The 16,991-nt window shown below is 72.3% G+C and carries 16 protein-coding genes and 1 pseudogene; 11 read left to right on the top strand and 6 right to left on the bottom strand.

Features of this window, described 5'->3' with window-relative positions; genetic code table 11:
- The first annotated feature begins 70 nt into the window (after nucleotides 1-70).
- On the top strand, nucleotides 71-667 hold the full coding sequence (locus E6P78_RS18080) for an HXXEE domain-containing protein (RefSeq protein WP_240799258.1): 597 nt from the start codon (nucleotides 71-73) through the stop codon (nucleotides 665-667).
- On the opposite strand, the gene E6P78_RS18085 is transcribed toward E6P78_RS18080, so the two are convergent.
- A complete protein-coding gene (locus tag E6P78_RS18085; RefSeq protein ID WP_136204630.1) occupies nucleotides 627-1,838 on the bottom strand; it encodes a pyridoxal phosphate-dependent aminotransferase in 1,212 nt (403 codons plus the stop codon). The two genes, E6P78_RS18080 and E6P78_RS18085, sit on opposite strands and share 41 nt — an antisense overlap.
- A gap of 84 nt (nucleotides 1,839-1,922) precedes the next feature.
- Here E6P78_RS18085 and E6P78_RS18090 point away from each other — a divergent pair, with 84 nt between their 5' ends.
- Nucleotides 1,923-2,600: a winged helix-turn-helix transcriptional regulator gene (locus tag E6P78_RS18090; RefSeq protein WP_136204631.1), complete on the top strand. Its 678-nt coding sequence runs from the start codon at nucleotides 1,923-1,925 to the stop codon at nucleotides 2,598-2,600.
- 101 nt (nucleotides 2,601-2,701) lie between these two features.
- Complete coding sequence (locus tag E6P78_RS18095) at nucleotides 2,702-3,226, top strand: cupin domain-containing protein (protein ID WP_136204632.1); 525 nt, start codon at nucleotides 2,702-2,704, stop codon at nucleotides 3,224-3,226.
- A 49-nt stretch (nucleotides 3,227-3,275) separates the two neighbouring features.
- Here the strand turns inward: E6P78_RS18095 and E6P78_RS18100 are convergent, their stop codons facing one another.
- On the bottom strand, nucleotides 3,276-3,641 hold the full coding sequence (locus tag E6P78_RS18100; RefSeq protein ID WP_136204633.1) for a nuclear transport factor 2 family protein: 366 nt from the start codon (nucleotides 3,639-3,641) through the stop codon (nucleotides 3,276-3,278).
- 88 nt (nucleotides 3,642-3,729) lie between these two features.
- Between E6P78_RS18100 and E6P78_RS18105 the strand changes: the two genes are divergently transcribed.
- Nucleotides 3,730-4,503, top strand: coding sequence for a nucleotidyltransferase domain-containing protein (locus tag E6P78_RS18105; protein WP_206307834.1), 774 nt, complete (start codon nucleotides 3,730-3,732; stop codon nucleotides 4,501-4,503).
- Nucleotides 4,470-5,120: a uridine kinase gene (locus tag E6P78_RS18110; RefSeq protein ID WP_136204634.1), complete on the top strand. Its 651-nt coding sequence runs from the start codon at nucleotides 4,470-4,472 to the stop codon at nucleotides 5,118-5,120. The genes E6P78_RS18105 and E6P78_RS18110 overlap by 34 nt, the downstream gene beginning before the upstream one ends.
- 7 nt (nucleotides 5,121-5,127) lie before the next feature.
- On the opposite strand, the gene E6P78_RS18115 is transcribed toward E6P78_RS18110, so the two are convergent.
- Together E6P78_RS18115 and E6P78_RS18120 are read right to left on the bottom strand one after the other, a co-directional pair.
- Nucleotides 5,128-6,030: a PfkB family carbohydrate kinase gene (locus tag E6P78_RS18115; RefSeq protein WP_136204635.1), complete on the bottom strand. Its 903-nt coding sequence runs from the start codon at nucleotides 6,028-6,030 to the stop codon at nucleotides 5,128-5,130.
- On the bottom strand, nucleotides 6,027-6,968 hold the full coding sequence (locus E6P78_RS18120) for a pseudouridine-5'-phosphate glycosidase (protein WP_136204636.1): 942 nt from the start codon (nucleotides 6,966-6,968) through the stop codon (nucleotides 6,027-6,029). The genes E6P78_RS18115 and E6P78_RS18120 overlap by 4 nt, the downstream gene beginning before the upstream one ends.
- 300 nt (nucleotides 6,969-7,268) lie before the next feature.
- On the opposite strand from E6P78_RS18120, the pseudogene E6P78_RS33460 reads away from it, so the two are divergent.
- A pseudogene (locus tag E6P78_RS33460) lies at nucleotides 7,269-7,634 on the top strand (class I SAM-dependent methyltransferase); the annotation flags it as partial.
- 220 nt (nucleotides 7,635-7,854) lie between these two features.
- Here E6P78_RS33460 and E6P78_RS18130 read toward each other — a convergent pair.
- Together E6P78_RS18130 and E6P78_RS18135 are read right to left on the bottom strand one after the other, a co-directional pair.
- Entirely contained in the window at nucleotides 7,855-8,397 is a 543-nt protein-coding gene (locus E6P78_RS18130; protein ID WP_136204637.1) for a methylated-DNA--[protein]-cysteine S-methyltransferase, read from the bottom strand.
- Between the two features lie 67 nt (nucleotides 8,398-8,464).
- Complete coding sequence (locus E6P78_RS18135; protein WP_136204638.1) at nucleotides 8,465-9,409, bottom strand: glycerophosphodiester phosphodiesterase family protein; 945 nt, start codon at nucleotides 9,407-9,409, stop codon at nucleotides 8,465-8,467.
- Nucleotides 9,410-9,624: 215 nt separating this feature from the next.
- Between E6P78_RS18135 and E6P78_RS18140 the strand changes: the two genes are divergently transcribed.
- The 5 genes from E6P78_RS18140 to E6P78_RS18160 all read left to right on the top strand — a co-directional run bounded on the left by E6P78_RS18140 (nucleotide 9,625) and on the right by E6P78_RS18160 (nucleotide 16,868).
- On the top strand, nucleotides 9,625-10,509 hold the full coding sequence (locus tag E6P78_RS18140) for an MHYT domain-containing protein (RefSeq protein WP_136204639.1): 885 nt from the start codon (nucleotides 9,625-9,627) through the stop codon (nucleotides 10,507-10,509).
- A 61-nt stretch (nucleotides 10,510-10,570) separates the two neighbouring features.
- The gene (gene uvrB / locus E6P78_RS18145) at nucleotides 10,571-12,721 is read left to right on the top strand and encodes an excinuclease ABC subunit UvrB (RefSeq protein ID WP_136204640.1); all 2,151 of its coding nucleotides are present in this window, start codon (nucleotides 10,571-10,573) and stop codon (nucleotides 12,719-12,721) included.
- A 128-nt stretch (nucleotides 12,722-12,849) separates the two neighbouring features.
- Complete coding sequence (locus E6P78_RS18150; protein WP_136204641.1) at nucleotides 12,850-13,428, top strand: TerD family protein; 579 nt, start codon at nucleotides 12,850-12,852, stop codon at nucleotides 13,426-13,428.
- A 208-nt stretch (nucleotides 13,429-13,636) separates the two neighbouring features.
- Nucleotides 13,637-15,580, top strand: a complete 1,944-nt coding sequence (locus tag E6P78_RS18155) for a TerD family protein (protein ID WP_136204642.1) — start codon at nucleotides 13,637-13,639, stop codon at nucleotides 15,578-15,580.
- Nucleotides 15,581-15,884: 304 nt separating this feature from the next.
- On the top strand, nucleotides 15,885-16,868 hold the full coding sequence (locus E6P78_RS18160) for a TerC family protein (protein WP_136204643.1): 984 nt from the start codon (nucleotides 15,885-15,887) through the stop codon (nucleotides 16,866-16,868).
- Nucleotides 16,869-16,991: the final 123 nt, after the last annotated feature.

Here is a 16,991-nt window from a genome sequence, read left to right on the forward strand (position 1 = left end):
ATGCAACGCAACGTTGCGTTGCATTATAGGCTGCACTCGACTGCCGACGTGCGACGCGCAAGGGGTTCCAGTGACGGAGAAGCAGGCATCCAGGCATTCCGCGGCCCCCGGCGCCTCCGGGGTTTCCGGAGCGGTGACGTGGGGGCTGCTAGCCGCCTGGGCGGCCAACGACCTGGAGGAGATCGTCACCATGGCCGACTGGCTCCGGACCGCCCGGCCGAAGCTCAGGAAGCGGCTACCGTGGCTGCCCGACGGTGTGTGGCGGCGCATGGACCTCTCGCAGCGCGAGGTGAACACGGCCATCGGCCTCATGGGCGGGATCGTCGCCGCGGCCGCCGCGGACGGGGCGCGCACCGGTGGGCGCAGCCCGTTCTTCCGTACCGTCCTGGTCGGCTTCGGGCTCCACGGGGTGGTGCACATCGCGCAGTCGGCCGCGTACGGCGGCTACACCCCGGGGGTGGCCACCTCGCCGGCCGTCGTCATCCCGTACTCGCTCTGGGCGTTGAACCGGCTGCGGGCCGCGGGCATCCCGGTGGGCGGGGCGGGCACGACGGCCACCGGGCTGGTGTTCCTGCCGGTGGCCGTGGCGGGCGTGCACGCGGCGGCTCGCGTCCTGGCTGGGCCGCTCACTGCCGGTACCCGGCGAGGAACCTGCCGATGCGGCTGATCGCCGCGTCCAGGTCGTCGGCGTGGGGCAGGGTCAGGATGCGGAAGTGGTCGGGGCGAGGCCAGTTGAAGCCGGTGCCCTGGACCACCTGGATCTTCTCGCGCAGCAGCAGGTCCAGGACGAACTTCTCGTCGTCCACGATGGGGTGCACCTTCGGGTCGATGCGGGGGAAGGCGTACAGCGCGCCCTTCGGCTTCACGCAGGACACGCCGGGGATCTCGTTCAGCTTCTGCCAGGCGCGGTCGCGCTGCTCGTACAGCCTGCCCCCGGGCACCACCAGGTCCCGGATCGACTGCCGGCCGCCGAGCGCGGCCTGGATCGCGTACTGGGCCGGGGCGTTGGGGCACAGCCGCATGGAGGCGAGCATGGTCAGCCCCTCCAGATAGCTGCGGGCGTGCTGCTTCGGGCCCGACACCACCATCCAGCCGGAGCGGAACCCGGCCACGCGGTACGTCTTCGAGAGCCCGCTGAAGGTGAGGCAGACCAGGTCGGGGGCGAGCACCGCCACGCTGTGGTGTTCGGCGTCGTCGTAGAGGATCTGGTCGTAGATCTCGTCGGCGAACACCATCAGGCCGTGCCTGCGGGCCAGGTCGAGGATGTCCTCCAGGACCTCGCGCGGGTAGACGGCGCCGGTCGGGTTGTTGGGGTTGATGATCACGACGGCCCGGGTGCGGTCGGTGATCTTCGAGGCCATGTCGGCGATGTCGGGGTTCCAGTCCGAGGCCTCGTCGCACGTGTAGTGCACGGCCTTCCCGCCGGCCAGCGTCGTCACCGCCGTCCACAGCGGATAGTCGGGTGACGGGATCAGGACCTCGTCGCCGTCCTCCAGCAGCCCCTGCACGGCCATCGAGATCAGTTCGGAGACGCCGTTGCCGAGGAAGACGTCGTCCACGCCGACCTCGGTCAGGCCCATCGCCTGGTATCGCTGGACCACGGCGCGGCGGGCGGACAGGATGCCCCGCGAGTCGGTGTAGCCGTGGGCCTGCGGGAGCATCCGGATCATGTCCTGGACGATCTCCTCCGGCGCCTCGAAGCCGAACAGGGCCGGGTTGCCCGTGTTGAGCCGGAGCACGCTGTGGCCCGCCTCCTCCAGGGCGTTGGCGTGCTCGATGACCGGGCCCCGGATCTCGTAACAGACCTCGTTGAGCTTGCTGGACTGGCGGAATTCCATGCGGTGCCTCCCGACCCGATTGCGATACTTGGTTTTACCAAGCTCGGGCTTGGAAAGTCCAACAACATGTCTAGACTGCGTCGCATGCCACGTCAGCAACAGCCCGCAACCCGCCCGGCCCGCCGCCGGAGTTACGACCAGTTCTGCGCCAGCGCACGGGCTCTGGACGCGGTCGGCGACCGGTGGACCCTGCTGATCGTCCGTGAACTGCTGGCCGGTCCCCGCCGCTACACCGATCTGCACGCCGACCTGCCCGGCGTCAGCACGGACGTCCTGGCCTCCCGGCTCAAGGACATGGAGCAGGGCGGCCTCGTCACCCGCCGCAAACTGCCGCCGCCTGCCGCCGCCTCGGTGTACGCGCTCACCGCGCGCGGTCACGGGCTGCTGCCGGTCCTCGCCGCACTCGCCGAGTGGGGCGCCCCCGCACTGGCCGAGCGGCGGCCGACGGACGCGGTCCGTGCGCACTGGTTCGCGCTCCCGCTGCTGCGCGCGCTGGAGGGACCGGGAGGCCCGGTCGCCACGGGCGTGCTCGACGTCCGCCTGGACGAGGGCGAGTTCCACGTACGTACGGGGATGACGGCCGCCGGAGACCCGGTGTACGGGGACGGGCCCGCCGCCCACGCCGACGCGCGCATCGCCCTCGACGCGGAGCTGTGCCTCGCGCTGGGGCGTGGCGAGCCGACGTTCGCCGAGGCGGTCGAGGACGGCCGGATCGTGGTCTCCGGCGACGGCGCGCTGGCCGCGGAGCTGCGCGGCGAGTGACCCGGCCGGGGCGGGTGACGACGGCGGGATTCCTGCGGTCGACTTCTGGGTAGCGTCGGGGCGTTTGGGATGTCCATGGCACCAGGAGAGAGGAGTTGCCCGTGGGAGCCGGCAGACACGGGGAGCGGCAGGGACGGCAGGGGCAGCAGGGCCGACCGGGGCGGCGGAGTCGGCTGGGGAGGGCGCTCGTCGTCGCGGGATGCGTGGCCGCGCTCGGCTTCGTACCGTCGGCGGCCGGCGCCACTCCCGGCAGCGGGGTGAGCGCCACCGTCGTGGCCGAGGGCATCTCGGCCGGCAAGCTGAAGGTGAAGGCGCCGAAGGGGCGGACCGACGTCACCTTCCGCACGATCACCATCGAACCGGGCGGCTCCACCGGCTGGCACACCCACCGAGGTCAGCTGATCGTCGTCGTCAAGTCCGGGACGCTCACCCGCACTCTGGACGACTGCTCGGTCGAGGTGTCGCCGGCGGGGACGTCGTTCATCGAGCCGTCGGGGAAGAAGCACCGCCACGTCGGGCGCAATCTGGGCACCGAGCCCGTCGTGCTCTGGGTGACGTATCTGCTGCCCGAGGGCAGCGAACTCTCCGACGACGCCGACGCGGTGGGCTGCGGACCGGGGAAGTGACACGCGGCGGCACCCGCCCGCCGGCCACCGCGCCGCGGGGCGCCGGACGTCAGCGGGCGAGTGTCTCCCCGTACGCGCCGAGGCCGGAGGTCACCAGGCCGTCGCGGAAGGTCAGCACCTCGTACACCCGGCCGCCGATCTGGTTGCGGTAGTCGATGACAAGCGTGTCGACGCCCGCCCGGACGTCCATCACCTCGAACTTCAGGTCGGGGATGAGTTCGAGGCCGCGCGCCCAGTACGCCCGCAGCTCGCCCTTGCCGCGCACGGTCCCGGAGGCGTCGCCGGTGAACCGTGCGATCATCGGCGAGCTGAACGTCACGTCCTCGTGATAGTGCGTCAGGATGCGATCCAGTTCGTGGGAGTTCCAGTCGTCCTGCCACTCGGCAGCGAACTTGCGGGCGAATGCGAGATCCATGCGCACGACCGTAATCGGCGAAACGTGTGGTGGCCGCAGGTTTTCGACATCCGGTGACCACTGAGCGAGACGGGAAGGGGGGCCGGCCGTGACGGAGCTCGACCCGGCGCGGCGCGCCGCCCTGGCGCGGGAGGTCCTGGCCGCGCTCACCGCGCACTGCCCCGGTTCCGGGGCGCAGCTGCGCGGCTCCCTCGCCCGGGGGACCGCCGACGCCTACAGCGACATCGACCTGGTGTGGACCGTCCCCGACGAGCGCTTCGGCGCCTGCGTGGCCGCCGTCCCGGACGTGCTCGCCACCGTCCGTGAGGTGCGCTCGGTGCGAACCGACCCCGACCTCGCCCGCTCCCGCAAACGGCGGCTGCTCTTCGCGGACTTCGAGGACCTGCCGATCTTCTGGCGGCTGGACCTGGAGATCGTCGCGGCGTCCGTCGCCGGCCGGCCCGGCTACGACGACGACAACCCGGCGGCGCGCGGCGAGGACCGGTGGCGGGCGGCCGGCGCCCTCGCCAACGCGGTCGCCGCGGCCAAGGCGGTGCTGCGCGGTCAGCCGCAGACCGCCCGGGGCCTGCTGGAGCGCGGCTTCGTACGCATCGGGGCGGTGCCCACCGTCGCCGAGGACTGGAGCGCCGACGTCGGACGCCTCGCCGAGGCCGCGGCAGCGGCCGAACCGGACGTCGCCGCCATCGCCGACCGGGTGACGGCCCTGGCCCTGGCCCTGCCCCCGCGGTCGGCCTTCGCGCCTCCGAAAGCCCCGGCACCCCCGGGATCGACCTGCCCCGGTGGTGGGACGGCCGCCGTTGAGCGGCGGTCCGGGGCCATGATGGACGGGTGCGATTCGAAGCGATCACCTGGGAACGGCTGACGGACGCGCTCGCCGCGCACGCCGACGCGCTGGAACCGGCCGACGGCTCGCCGTGGCTGAAGATCGCCGTCGACGGCGCACCGGCCGCCCGCCCCGGCGACCTGGCCGGGTCGGTGGCCGAGGCCCTGAGGCTCCGGGGCCGTGCCGTACTGCCCGTGTCCACCGCCGGTTTCCTGCGACCGGCCAGCCTGCGCTACGAGTACGGCAGGCGCGACCCGGACTCGTACTACGGCAGCTGGTTCGACACCGGGGCCCTGTGGCGCGAGGTGTTCGGCCCCCTGGAGCCGGGCGGTAGCGGGCGGGTGCTGCCCGACCTGTGGGACCCGGGGACGGACCGGGCCACGCGCAGCCCGTACGCACACCTGCCGCAGGGCGGGGTGCTCGTCCTGCACGGGCCGTTGCTGCTCGGGCACTGGTTCCCGTTCGACCTCGGCGTCCACCTGCGGCTGTCGTCCGGCGCGCTGCGGCGGCGCACGGAGGAGGGCGAGCACTGGACCCTCCCCGCTTTCGAGCGGTACGAGGACGAGGTGGCGCCCGGCGAGAACGCGGACGTGGTGGTGCGCGCCGACGACCCGCACCACCCCGCCTGGACCGGGCTGCGGCGGGCGGGCACGTAGAAGCCGCTCAGCCCCCCGGCAACGGAGGCCGCCCGCCCACGGTCCCGACGGCCTCCGCGCCCGCGCGGCAGCCCGCCGCCGCGGCCGCCGTGTCGTCCGCGCCCGCCAGCCGTGCCGCGAGGAAGCCGCCGGTGAACGCGTCGCCCGCCCCGGTCGAGTCCACGGCCGCCCGCACCGGTTCGGCCGGAACGCGCCCGGTCACCGCGCCCCCGGCGGCGAGCAGCGCCCCGCCCTCGCCGAGTGTGACGACGACTTGGCGGGCGGGCATGCTCAACTTGGCCGCCGCGTCCGCCGGTTCGGGCAGCCCGGTGAGCAGCAGGGCCTCGTCCGCGTTGGGCAGCAGGAGGTCCGCCTCCTCGGTCAGGGCCAGGAACCGGTCGACGCCCAGACCGGTGAGGAAGCCCGCCGACGCGGGGTCGACGCTGACCGGGACGTTCCGCAGCCGGGCCTCCCGCAGGGCGAGCAGGGCCGTCTCCCGGCTCGTCGCGGCGAACAGCAGATAGCCGGAGAGGTGGAGGTGGGCGACCCCGTCGAGCAGCGACGGCGACCAGTCGTCGGGGGACAGGCGCAGTACCGCACCGCTGTCGGTGAGGAAGGTGCGCTCGGCGGCGGAGTCGACCAGGGCCACGACGGTCGCGGTCGGCGTCTCCTCGTCCACCGTCAGCAGCCCGCGTACCCCCGCCCGCCGCAGCAGATCCCGGTGCCAGTCCGCCGAGTCGGCGCCGACCCGGGCCAGCAGCCGTACGTCACGGCAGCCCGCACGCACCGCCCAGCAGGCCACGTTGGCCCCCGCGCCGCCCGCCCGCGTCCGGATCACGGCCGCCGTGTCGGTGCCGTGGACCAGCGCCGATCCGTGCCGGGCCACCACATCGGTGACGACGTCCCCGATGACGAGAAGGGCGCCGGTCACCGTGCCGTCCAGGCGGTGGCGATGCGGGCGGCGAGCGCCACGTTGCCGCGTACGGCCGCGAGGTTGGCCTCCAGGGAGGCGCCCTCGGTGTGCCGCGTCAGGTGGTCGAGCAGGAACGGCGTGACCGCCTGCCCGACGACGCCCTGCTCCCGGCACGCCTCCAGCGCCTCGGCGAGCACCCGGTCGTGCAGGGCGGGGTCCAACTGCTGCGCACGCGGCACGGGGTTGGCGACGATCAGCGCCGCGTCCGGGCCGCCGAGCGCGTCCCGGGCCCGCATCACCTCGGCGACCTCCTCGGGCGACCCCACCGTCCAGTCGACCGGTTCGCCCGAACTGCTCAGGTAGAAGCCGGGGAACCGGTCCGTGCCGTAGCCGAGCACCCCGACCCCGAGCGTTTCCAGGCGTTGCAGCGTGGCCGGCACGTCCAGGATCGACTTCACGCCCGCGCAGACCACGGTGATCCCTGTCCCCGCCAGCAGCCGCAGGTCCGCCGACTCGTCCTGGGTCTCCGTCCAGCCCCGGTGCACCCCGCCGAGCCCGCCGGTCGCGAAGACCCGCAGCCCTGCCCGGGCCGCGAGGAACGCGGTCGCGGACACGGTCGTCGCTCCGCTCGCGCCGGCCGCCAGGGCCGGGGCGAGGTCGCGGTGGCCGAGCTTGCGCATCGCCGGGTCCTCGGCCACCCGTTCCAGCTCGGCCTTGTCCAGTCCGATCCTGGCCCGGCCGTCCAGCACGGCGATGGTGGCGGGGACGGCCCCGGCCGACCGCACGATCCCCTCCAGCTCCCAGGCGACGCGCAGGTTGCGGGGGCGGGGCAGACCGTGCGCGATGATCGTCGATTCCAGGGCGACGACGGGCCGGTTCGCGGCGAGGGCGGCCCGCACCTCGGCGGAGAGGGCGGGGCTGTAGGGGGCGGCGTCGGAGTGCGCAGTTAGTGACATGTCCACATCCCTGTCGTGGGCGGACGGGGCTCAAACGTGCGGCGACGGCGTGCGCCCGCGCACGGAACGGCCGATGGCGCGAAATGACCCACCACCCCGTGCTCGTACGCCCGTCAGGGTCGGCGCATGCGGCCTGCGACGACTCCTGACCCCGCCACCGTGCGCCATTTCTACGACGACCTGGCCGCCGACTACGACCTCGTGTAGGCCGACTGGCAGGCAAGCGTCGAGCGCCAGGCGGCCGCGCTCTGCGGCCTGATCGACGCGGCACTCGGCGGCGGGGAGGGCGTCGCGTACGACATGCTGGACTGCGCCTGCGCCTGCGCCTGCGCCTGCGCCTGCGCCTGCGCCTGCGCCTGCGCCTGCGCCTGCGCCTGCGCCTGCGCCTGCGCCTGCGCCTGCGGCATCGGCACCCAGGCGCTGGGCCTGGCCGCGCGCGGCCACCGGATCACCGGCAGCGACCTGAGCCCCGTCGCGGCGGGCCGCGCCGCGAAGGAGGCGGCCGGCCGGGGACTGAGCCTGCGCACCATGGCCGCCGACATGACGCGGCTGCCGTTCGGCGTCGGCTCGTTCGTTGTCGTCGTGTGCGCGGACAACTCGCTGCCGCACCTGCTCACGCCGGAGGCGGTGGAGGCCGCGCTCGGCGAGATGCGCAGAGTGCTGCGGCGTAGGGCGCTGACGCAGTGTGCCAGTGCGCAGGCACGTACGAAACGGTGCAGGCGGCCGTCGGCTCGCCCTTGCCACAGCCGTCTGCCGGCCGATCGGCCGACGCGCGCACGTACGGAATGGTGCACGCAGTCGTCGGCCGACGCACGCACGTACGAAACGGTGCGCGCAGTCGTCTGACGCGTGCGCACCCGCCCTCGCCCCCACCCCGGCCGTCCGGTCAGAACAGCGGCTGGGGCAGGACGCCCTCCAGCGCCAGCAGCTGCCGCTTGGTCTCCAGGCCGCCGCCGAAGCCGCCTATCCCGCCGTCGCTCTCCACCACCCGGTGGCACGGCACGACGACCGGCAGCGGGTTGGAACCCATCGCCACGCCCACCGCCTGGGCCGCCCCCGGCTGCCCGACCCGCTCGGCCAGCTCCCCGTACCCGGCGACCGCCCCGTACGGCACGCCCCGCGCCAGCTCGCGCAGCACCTGGCGGTTGAAACCGCCGGTCAGGGACCAGTCGAGGTCGAGCGAGAACTCCCGCAGCGTGCCCGCGAAGTACGCCGCGAGCTGGCGTATCGGCTCGGCCAGCCGGGCGGAGCCGGGCGCCTGGACGGGCTCCGCGCCGAACCGGCCGCACAGCCGATCCAGCGCCCGGTCCCGTACCGCGGGGCGGGCGTGGAAGACCACGCTCACCAGTCCGGCATCCGTCGCGGCCAGCATCAGCGGGCCGATGTCGCTCTCGACGACGGCCCACTCGACGACCCCGTTGCTGTTCATGGGACCACCGTACGGCCGGCCACTGACAACGAACGGGGGCGGGCGGTCCCGGCGGTTGCCCAGGGGGTCAGGTGCCCGGCCGGACGGCCGCGCGCACCACGTCGGGGGCGTTGGTGATGATGCCGTCCACGCCCATGCCCTTCACCTGGAGCGCGTGCGCCGCGTCGTTGACCGTCCAGGTGTTCACCTGGAGCTTCTTGTTGTGCGGCCCCTTCAGCGCGTGCACCGCCGCCACGTAGTCGCCCGACAGGGTGGTGTAGGACGGGTTGATCTGGTCGGTGAACGCGGCGTACGCGGGCAGCTCTGCGACGGCCGGGTTGCCGAGGAAACCCGTGATCACGTCCGGGCGCAGCTCGTGCACCGTACGCACGCTGTCGGCCCCGAAGCTCTGGATCACGAGGCGGTCCCTGACGTGGCTCCGGTCCAGCCAGCCCTCCTGGTTCAGCACCTGGAGGGTGGCCCGCTCGATCCCCGGGTAGATCTCGGGGCTCTTGATCTCCAGAAGGAGGTTCTGCCGGTTGTGGCCGATCCGCTTCAGGTACTGGCGGAGGGTGGGCACCCGGGCACCGGCGTACCGCGGGCCGAACCAGCTGCCCGCGTCCAGCCGGGAGATCTCGGCGGCCGTGAAGTCCTTGACCGCCCAGGGCGCACGGTCCGGGAAGACCTCCTCGGCGTTCGTCGTCCGCTTGAGGTCGGTGTCGTGGATGACGACCAGCACCCCGTCCCTGGTGAGCTGGACGTCGTTCTCCACCCAGTCGAAGCCGAGCGCGTCGGCCCTGTCCACGGCGGCCAGGGTGTTCTCGGGGGCGTAGGTGGAGGCGCCCCGGTGGGCGAAGACGCGCGGGCCGTGGGCCATGGCGCCGGTGGCCTGCCGGACGGGCGCGACCCGGGCCGCGGGCCGCCGGGCCGTGGGGGTGTCCGTGACCGGCGCCCCGGTGTTCGGCATCAGCAACGTGCCGGCGCCCATCAGGGCGGCGGCAGCGACGGAGGCGGTAGCGGTGCCTGCGTACACGTGGACTCCTAGCGTCAGAGTTGCGGACGGCCCGAGCGTCCCAGGCGCCCCCGAACGGGGAACAGGCGAAGGATGGCCACCGTGTGAACGCCCCCGGGGACCGCGTCACGTGCTGTTGTCCCCGTCGATAAAATGCAGCTCTCCTGTTTGTTTGCCGGGCCTTGCGCCTTAGGGTCGTCCGAACCCGGGCTTGCTGCTGCGAAGGGCGTACAAGGATGCGGGGCACAATCGACGGTTTCAGCTATGGGGCGGTGACCCCGGCGGCGGCGTTCCTCATGGCGTGCCTCGGCGCGGCACTGGGCCTGCGCTGCACCACGCGGTCACTGCGCACCGAGCGTTCCTTCAAGGCCGGGTGGCTGGCTCTCGGGGCGACCTCCATTGGTTCGGGCATCTGGACCATGCACTTCATCGCGATGGTGGGCTTCTCCGTCGACGAGGTGCCGATCGGCTACGACAAACCGATCACCTTCGCCAGCCTCGCCGTCGCGATCGTCATGGTCGGCGTCGGGATCTTCCTCGTCGGGTACCGGGGCGCCACCCGCATGGCCCTGGTGACGGGAGGCACGATCACCGGGCTCGGTGTGGCCTCCATGCATTATCTCGGCATGGCGGGAATGCGGCTTGATGGGCAGTTCGAGTACGACACGGTGACCGTGTCCCTCTCCGTCGTGATCGCCGTGGTGGCCTCGACCGCCGCGCTGTGGGCCGCCGTCTCCATCCACGGCTTCCTGCCCAGCCTCGGCGCCAGTGTCGTGATGGCCGTCGCGGTGAGCGGCATGCACTACACGGGCATGGCCGCCCTCCGCGTCCACCTGCACCCCTCCGCCTTCAGCGCCGGCCACGCCCCCGGGGACAGCGCCACGTCGCTGCTGGTGCCCATGCTCCTCGGGCCCGCCTGCTTCCTGCTGCTGGCCGGGGTCGTCGTCATGTTCGACCCGTTGGTGGTCATGGGCACGCCGGACTGGGACGACCCGTTCACCGCACGCGGCCGGGTGCCCGGAATCCCGGCCCAGCGCCAGGTCCCGCGCTTCGGCACGCACGCCGACCCGGCGTCCTTCCACGCCCGGCCGCGCGACGCCGTACAGCCCGGGGACTGGTGAACGGGGCCCGGCGCGGCCGCTGACCGACCCCGTTGTCAGTGGGGGGTCGTACGGTGGATTCATGCGGCCAGTCTCGAATATCGAACGTACGGTGGCGCCTTTCGAGGTCATCAGTCCCTACCAGCCCAGCGGCGACCAGCCCGCGGCCATCGCCGAGCTGGAGAAGCGCGTCCGGGCGGGTGAGAAGGACGTCGTGCTCCTCGGCGCGACCGGCACCGGCAAGTCCGCGACCACCGCCTGGATGATCGAGAAGCTGCAGCGCCCCACCCTGGTGATGGCGCCGAACAAGACCCTCGCCGCCCAGCTGGCCAACGAATTCCGCGAGCTCCTGCCCAACAACGCCGTCGAGTACTTCGTCTCGTACTACGACTACTACCAGCCCGAGGCGTACGTCCCGCAGTCGGACACCTACATCGAGAAGGACTCCTCGATCAACGAGGAGGTCGAGCGGCTGCGCCACTCCGCGACCAACTCGCTGCTCACCCGGCGCGACGTCGTCGTGGTCGCCTCCGTCTCCTGCATCTACGGCCTGGGTACGCCGCAGGAGTACGTCGACCGGATGGTCCAGCTCAAGGTGGGCCAGGAGATCGACCGCGACCAGCTGCTGCGCCGCTTCGTGGAGATCCAGTACACGAGGAACGACCTGGCGTTCACCCGCGGCACCTTCCGGGTGCGCGGCGACACCATCGAGATCTTCCCGGTCTACGAGGAGCTCGCCGTCCGCATCGAGATGTTCGGCGACGAGATCGAAGCCCTCTCCACCCTCCACCCGCTCACCGGCGAGGTCATCAGCGAGGACCAGTCCCTCCACGTCTTCCCCGCCAGCCACTACGTGGCGGGCCCCGAGCGCATGGAGAAGGCCGTCAGCGGCATCGAGCAGGAGCTGGAGCAGCGCCTGGCCGAGCTGGAGAAGCAGGGCAAGATGCTGGAGGCCCAGCGGCTGCGCATGCGCACGACGTACGACATCGAGATGCTCCGCCAGATCGGCACCTGCTCCGGCGTCGAGAACTACTCGATGCACTTCGACGACCGTGCCCCCGGCACCGCCCCCAACACCCTCCTCGACTACTTCCCGGAGGACTTCCTCCTGGTGCTGGACGAGTCGCACGTCACCGTGCCGCAGATCGGCGCCATGTACGAGGGCGACGCCTCCCGCAAGCGGACCCTGGTCGACCACGGCTTCCGGCTGCCGTCCGCCCTGGACAACCGCCCGCTGAAGTGGGAGGAATTCCTCCAGCGGATCAACCAGACGGTCTACCTCTCCGCGACGCCCGGCAACTACGAGCTGTCCCGGGGCGACGGCTTCGTGGAGCAGATCATCCGCCCGACCGGCCTCGTCGACCCGCAGGTCGTCGTCAAGCCCACCGAGGGACAGATCGACGACCTGGTGCACGAGATCCGCGAGCGCGCCGCGAAGGACGAACGGGTCCTGGTCACCACCCTCACCAAGAAGATGGCGGAGGACCTGACCGACTACTTCCTGGAGCTCGGCATCCAGGTCCGCTACCTCCACAGCGACGTCGACACGCTGCGCCGCATCGAGCTGCTGCGGGAGCTGCGCTCCGGCGAGTACGACGTCCTGGTCGGCATCAACCTCCTGCGTGAGGGCCTCGACCTGCCCGAGGTGTCGCTCGTGGCCATCCTCGACGCCGACAAGCAGGGCTTCCTGCGCTCGGGCACCTCCCTGATCCAGACCATCGGCCGCGCCGCGCGCAACGTGTCGGGCCAGGTCCATATGTACGCGGACAAGATCACCCCGGCCATGGCGCAGGCCATCGACGAGACCAACCGCCGCCGCGAGAAGCAGATCGCCTACAACACCGAGCGCGGAATCGACCCGCAGCCGCTGCGCAAGAAGATCAACGACATCGTCGCCACCATCGCGCGCGAGGAGGTCGACACCGAGCAGCTGCTCGGCACCGGCTACCGCCAGGCGAACGAGGGCAAGGCGCCCGTGCCCGCCCTCGGGAAGCACGCCGTCCCGGGCGACGGGAAGGCGGCGAAGACCGGGAAGGCGGGGAAGGCCGGCCGGGGCGGCGCGGCGGTCACCGACCGTCCGGCGACCGAGCTCGCCGGGATCATCGAAAAGATGACCGACCGGATGCGCGCGGCCGCGGCCGACCTCCAGTTCGAGGTCGCCGCCCGACTGCGTGACGAGGTGGGGGAGTTGAAGAAGGAGCTGCGCCAGATGCGCGAAGCCGGCCTGGCCTGACATGCCGTTTGGTGTGTTGCAGGACCGACACAAAACGCCCCAGGCCCTCCGCGCGGGTGATCCCACTGCGTAGGGTGCTGGGAAACCGCACAAGGACGGTTGCGGGGACAGCGGAGAGGGGACAGCGCGTGACGGTCAATATGACCAAGGGTCAGGCCATCAGCCTGCAGAAGAGCGACGGGGGGACCCTGACCGCGGTACGGATGGGGCTCGGCTGGCAGGCGGCACCGCGCCGCGGTCTGTTCGGTTCGCGCACCCGGGAGATCGACCTGGACGCCTCGGCGGTCCTGTTCGCCGACAAGCAGCCGGTCGACGTCGTCTTCTTCCGGCACCTCACCAGCGATGACGGCTCGGTCAAGCACACCGGGGACAACCTGGTCGGCGGCGCCGGCTCCGGCGGCGACGACGAGGCGATCCTCGTGGACCTCCCGCGGGTGCCGGTCCACATCGACCAGATCGTCTTCACGGTGAACTCCTTCACCGGCCAGACGTTCCAGGAGGTGCAGAACGCGTTCTGCCGCATCGTGGACGAGACCAACGGCCAGGAGCTCGCCCGCTACACGCTGGACGGCGGCGGGCAGTACACCGCGCAGATCATGGCGAAGGTGCACCGCTCGGGGAACGCCTGGAAGATGACCGCCATCGGCACCCCGGCCAACGGCCGCACGTTCCAGGACCTCATGCCGGCGATCCTGCCGCACCTGTAGACGGCACCGGACCGACAGGTCCGCATCGCGGTACGCGCAGCTCCCGGAGGCATCGGCCGCCGGGAGCTGCACCGCATCACACGACCACGCGCGCCACCCGGGCGCGCGCATCCGGCACGGACCCGCACCACGTGCGCCACCCGGGCGCGCGCACCTGGCAGACACGGACCCGCACCACGCAGCAGCAACTCGTCGAGGGGACAGGGCAATGACGGCCGAGCTGGTCCGGGGGCAGAACCACACCTTGCCCCAGACCCGTCTGGAGATCCGGATATCGGCCGGGGCGCCCGTCGTGGCCGGTGCCACGCTCGGCGACGAGCAGGGCAGGGTGCACGGCGTCGAATGGGTCGCCCACCCGGGATCGCCGCAGCTGCACGGCCTCGAAGTCTCCCGGCAGGCCGCCGCCGACCACCGGCTCGCCGTCGACCTCGACGCCCTGCCCGACGGGGTGCACCGGGTCACGGTGCTGCTGGCCCTTCCGCTGGGCGTGGGCGGCCCGACCCGGTTCGGGGCCGTCGCCCCGCCCTTCGTCGCCGTCACCGGCCTCGACGGCGACGAGATCGCCACGTTCACCCTGACCGGGCTCGACAGCGAGTCCGCGGTCGCCGCGCTGGAGCTCTACCGGCGCCAGGGAGCCTGGAAGGTCCGGGCGGTCGGCCAGGGCTACGCGGGCGGTCTCGCCGCGATGCTCGCCGACCAGGGCGTGGACCGGGCCGCCGAGCTGGCCGGGTCGATCCAGGAGGCGGTCGCCCGCGGACTGGCCCGTTCCGTGGCCCCGCCCCCGCCCCGCACGCCGGAGAGCGACCGCGTCAGGCACGCGCCGGCCCCCGCTCCCGCCCCGGGCAACGGGCAGCCCCCCGTCCCGCCGCCGAACCCGGCCTCGCAGCCCGAGCCCCTGGCCGAGCCGGCCGCCCCGGCGCCCCAGGGCGGCCCCATCGACTACGCGCACCCGCGCCGCCGGCCCACCGCGCCCCCGCCGCCCCCTCCGGCCGCGCCGCCCGCCCAGCCGGGGCAGCCCGCCCAGCCCGTCGCCGGGGACGCGACCGGCTGGTCCATGGACGAGCGCCTCTACAACCAGGTGTGGGGCATGTTCGAGGACATGGCCCGGACCGTCGCCGCGTACCGCAGCGCCGTCGAGTTCGCCGAGTCCCGGATGGACCAGGAGCTGGAGCGGACGCTGTCCGACCCGCGCAGCCGCATCGGCGGTGCGGGCGACCGGGCCCGCGAGGAGGCCCGCGCCAAGCGCGACGAGCTGACCGGCCGGGCCCGCGAGTCGCTGGACCGCGACCTCGCCCAGCTCGCCGCCGAGTCCGCCGTCGTGGAGCCCGCGCTCCCCGCCGCCTACGCGGGCTGGGACAACCCCGTCTGGCACGGCTACCGCGTGCCGATGGAGATCCCCATGGCCCTGCGGATCGGCGACCTCCGCCTGCCGGAGAGCGCCGACCTGCGCATCCCGCTGCTCGTCCGGCTGCCGCGGGAGCGGGGCATGTGGATCGACAGCGGGCGTCCGGCGTCCGAGTCCGCCGCGCTGACCGGCACGGAGCAGCTGGGCCGGCTCGCCATGGAGAGCGCGGTGCTGCACGCCGCCCGGCTGCTGGCCGTCTACCCGCCGAACGCGTTCTCGGTCCACGTCATCGACCCGGCCGGTTCGGCCGCCGGCGCGCTCGCCCCGCTGGTCCGCTCCGGGGTCCTCCCGGCGCCACCCGCGTCCGGGGCCCAGGGGGTCTCCTCGGTCCTCGCCCACCTCACCCGGCGCGTCGACCTGGTGCAGATGGCGGTCCGGGCCGGTGCCGCCGACTCGCTGCCGCCGGATCTGGACCTGGCCGAGCAGCTGCTGATCGTCAACGACTTCCCGCACGGTTTCGACGATCGTGCCGTCACCCAGCTGCGCTACCTCGCCGACGAAGGGCCCTCCGTCGGCGTCCACCTCATGATGGTCGCGGACCGGGAGGAGGCCTCCGGGTACGGGCCGGTCCTCGACCCGCTGTGGCGCTCGCTGCTGCGGGTCACCCCGGTCGCCGACGACCATCTGGCCGACCCCTGGGTCGGTCACGCGTGGACGTACGAGCCGCTGCGGACGCCGCCGGGCAGCGCGGTGCTGGACCGGGTGCTGGCCCAGGTGGCCAACGCCCGCCGCACCGGACACCGCTGAGCCGCACCGGACACCACTGAGCCGCCACGTGACCGCCCCACCGGGGAGCGCGCCCGCGCCTCCTTCTCGCCCCTGCCCACCTGCTCTTTTGGTTATTCTTTAGGTTCCCCTTTACCTCCTCTTGGGATTTCCTGTACCGTTCATTGGGCGGAGGGGAGTACTCCCACACGCGGCGTTCCCGTCAGCACGGACCGTGACCGGTCCCGGGGCGCCGGCCCGGACGCGCACCCCGTGCGCCCGGGTGGAGGAGACCTTCGGCAGCGACGACGCTGATCAGTAGCCCGTAGCAACTGCCGGAGGCGCAGTGGACGTTTCATGGACCCTCTGGGCGCTGACCATCATTGGTCTGGGCGCCCTCATCGCCGTCGACTTCCTCATCGGGCGCAAGCCCCATGAAGTGTCGACCAAGGAAGCCGGGATCTGGACGGTCGTCTGGATCGCCCTGGCCGCCCTCTTCGGGCTCGGGCTGCTCCTCTTCGGCGAAAGCCAGGCATCGGGCGAGTTCTTCGCCGGCTTCATCACCGAGAAGTCGCTGAGCGTCGACAACCTCTTCGTCTTCGTGCTGATCATGGCGAAGTTCTCAGTGCCCTCCCACCTCCAGCAGCGGGTGCTGCTCGTCGGCGTGCTGATCGCACTGGCGCTGCGGGCGGTCTTCATCGCCGCCGGTGCCGCGGTCATCGCCAACTTCTCCTGGGTCTTCTACATCTTCGGCGCGTTCCTGATCTACACCGCCTGGAAGCTCATCCAGGAGGCGCGGGCCGACGAGGAGGAAGAGGAGTTCGAGGAGAACCGCCTCCTCAAGAACATCGAGCGCCGCTTCGGCGTCGCCGACCGGTACCACGGCACCAGGCTGTTCATCCGCAACAACGGCAAGCGCGTCCTGACCCCCCTGATGGTCGTCATGCTCGCCATCGGTACCACCGACGTGCTGTTCGCGCTGGACTCCATCCCCGCGATCTTCGGCCTGACCCAGGACCCGTACATCGTCTTCACCGCCAACGCCTTCGCCCTGATGGGGCTGCGCCAGCTGTACTTCCTGATAGGCGGCCTGCTCAGGAAGCTGGTCCACCTGAGCTACGGGCTGTCGGTGATCCTCGGCTTCATCGGCGTCAAGCTCGTGCTGCACGCCCTGCACGAGTCCGGGGTGCACGTCCCCGAGATCTCCATCCCGGTCTCGCTCGGCGTGATCTGCGGGGTGCTGGTGATCACCACGATCACCAGCCTGATCGCCAACAGGAAACAGGCCCGGACCGAGGAGCGGACCGAGAAGACCCAGGACCTCGTCTAGAAGGCCGCTGAAAATCTTGTTGGGGGGCTGTCCGGCCGCAGGCCGGACGGCCCCTTTTCGCTATGCGGTGGCGGGGATGAGGTGCCAGGTGTTGTCGGTTCGGGTGAGGCCGAGGTGGATCAG

This window comes from Streptomyces sp. A0958, from assembly GCF_004795035.1.
Taxonomy (GTDB): domain Bacteria; phylum Actinomycetota; class Actinomycetes; order Streptomycetales; family Streptomycetaceae; genus Streptomyces.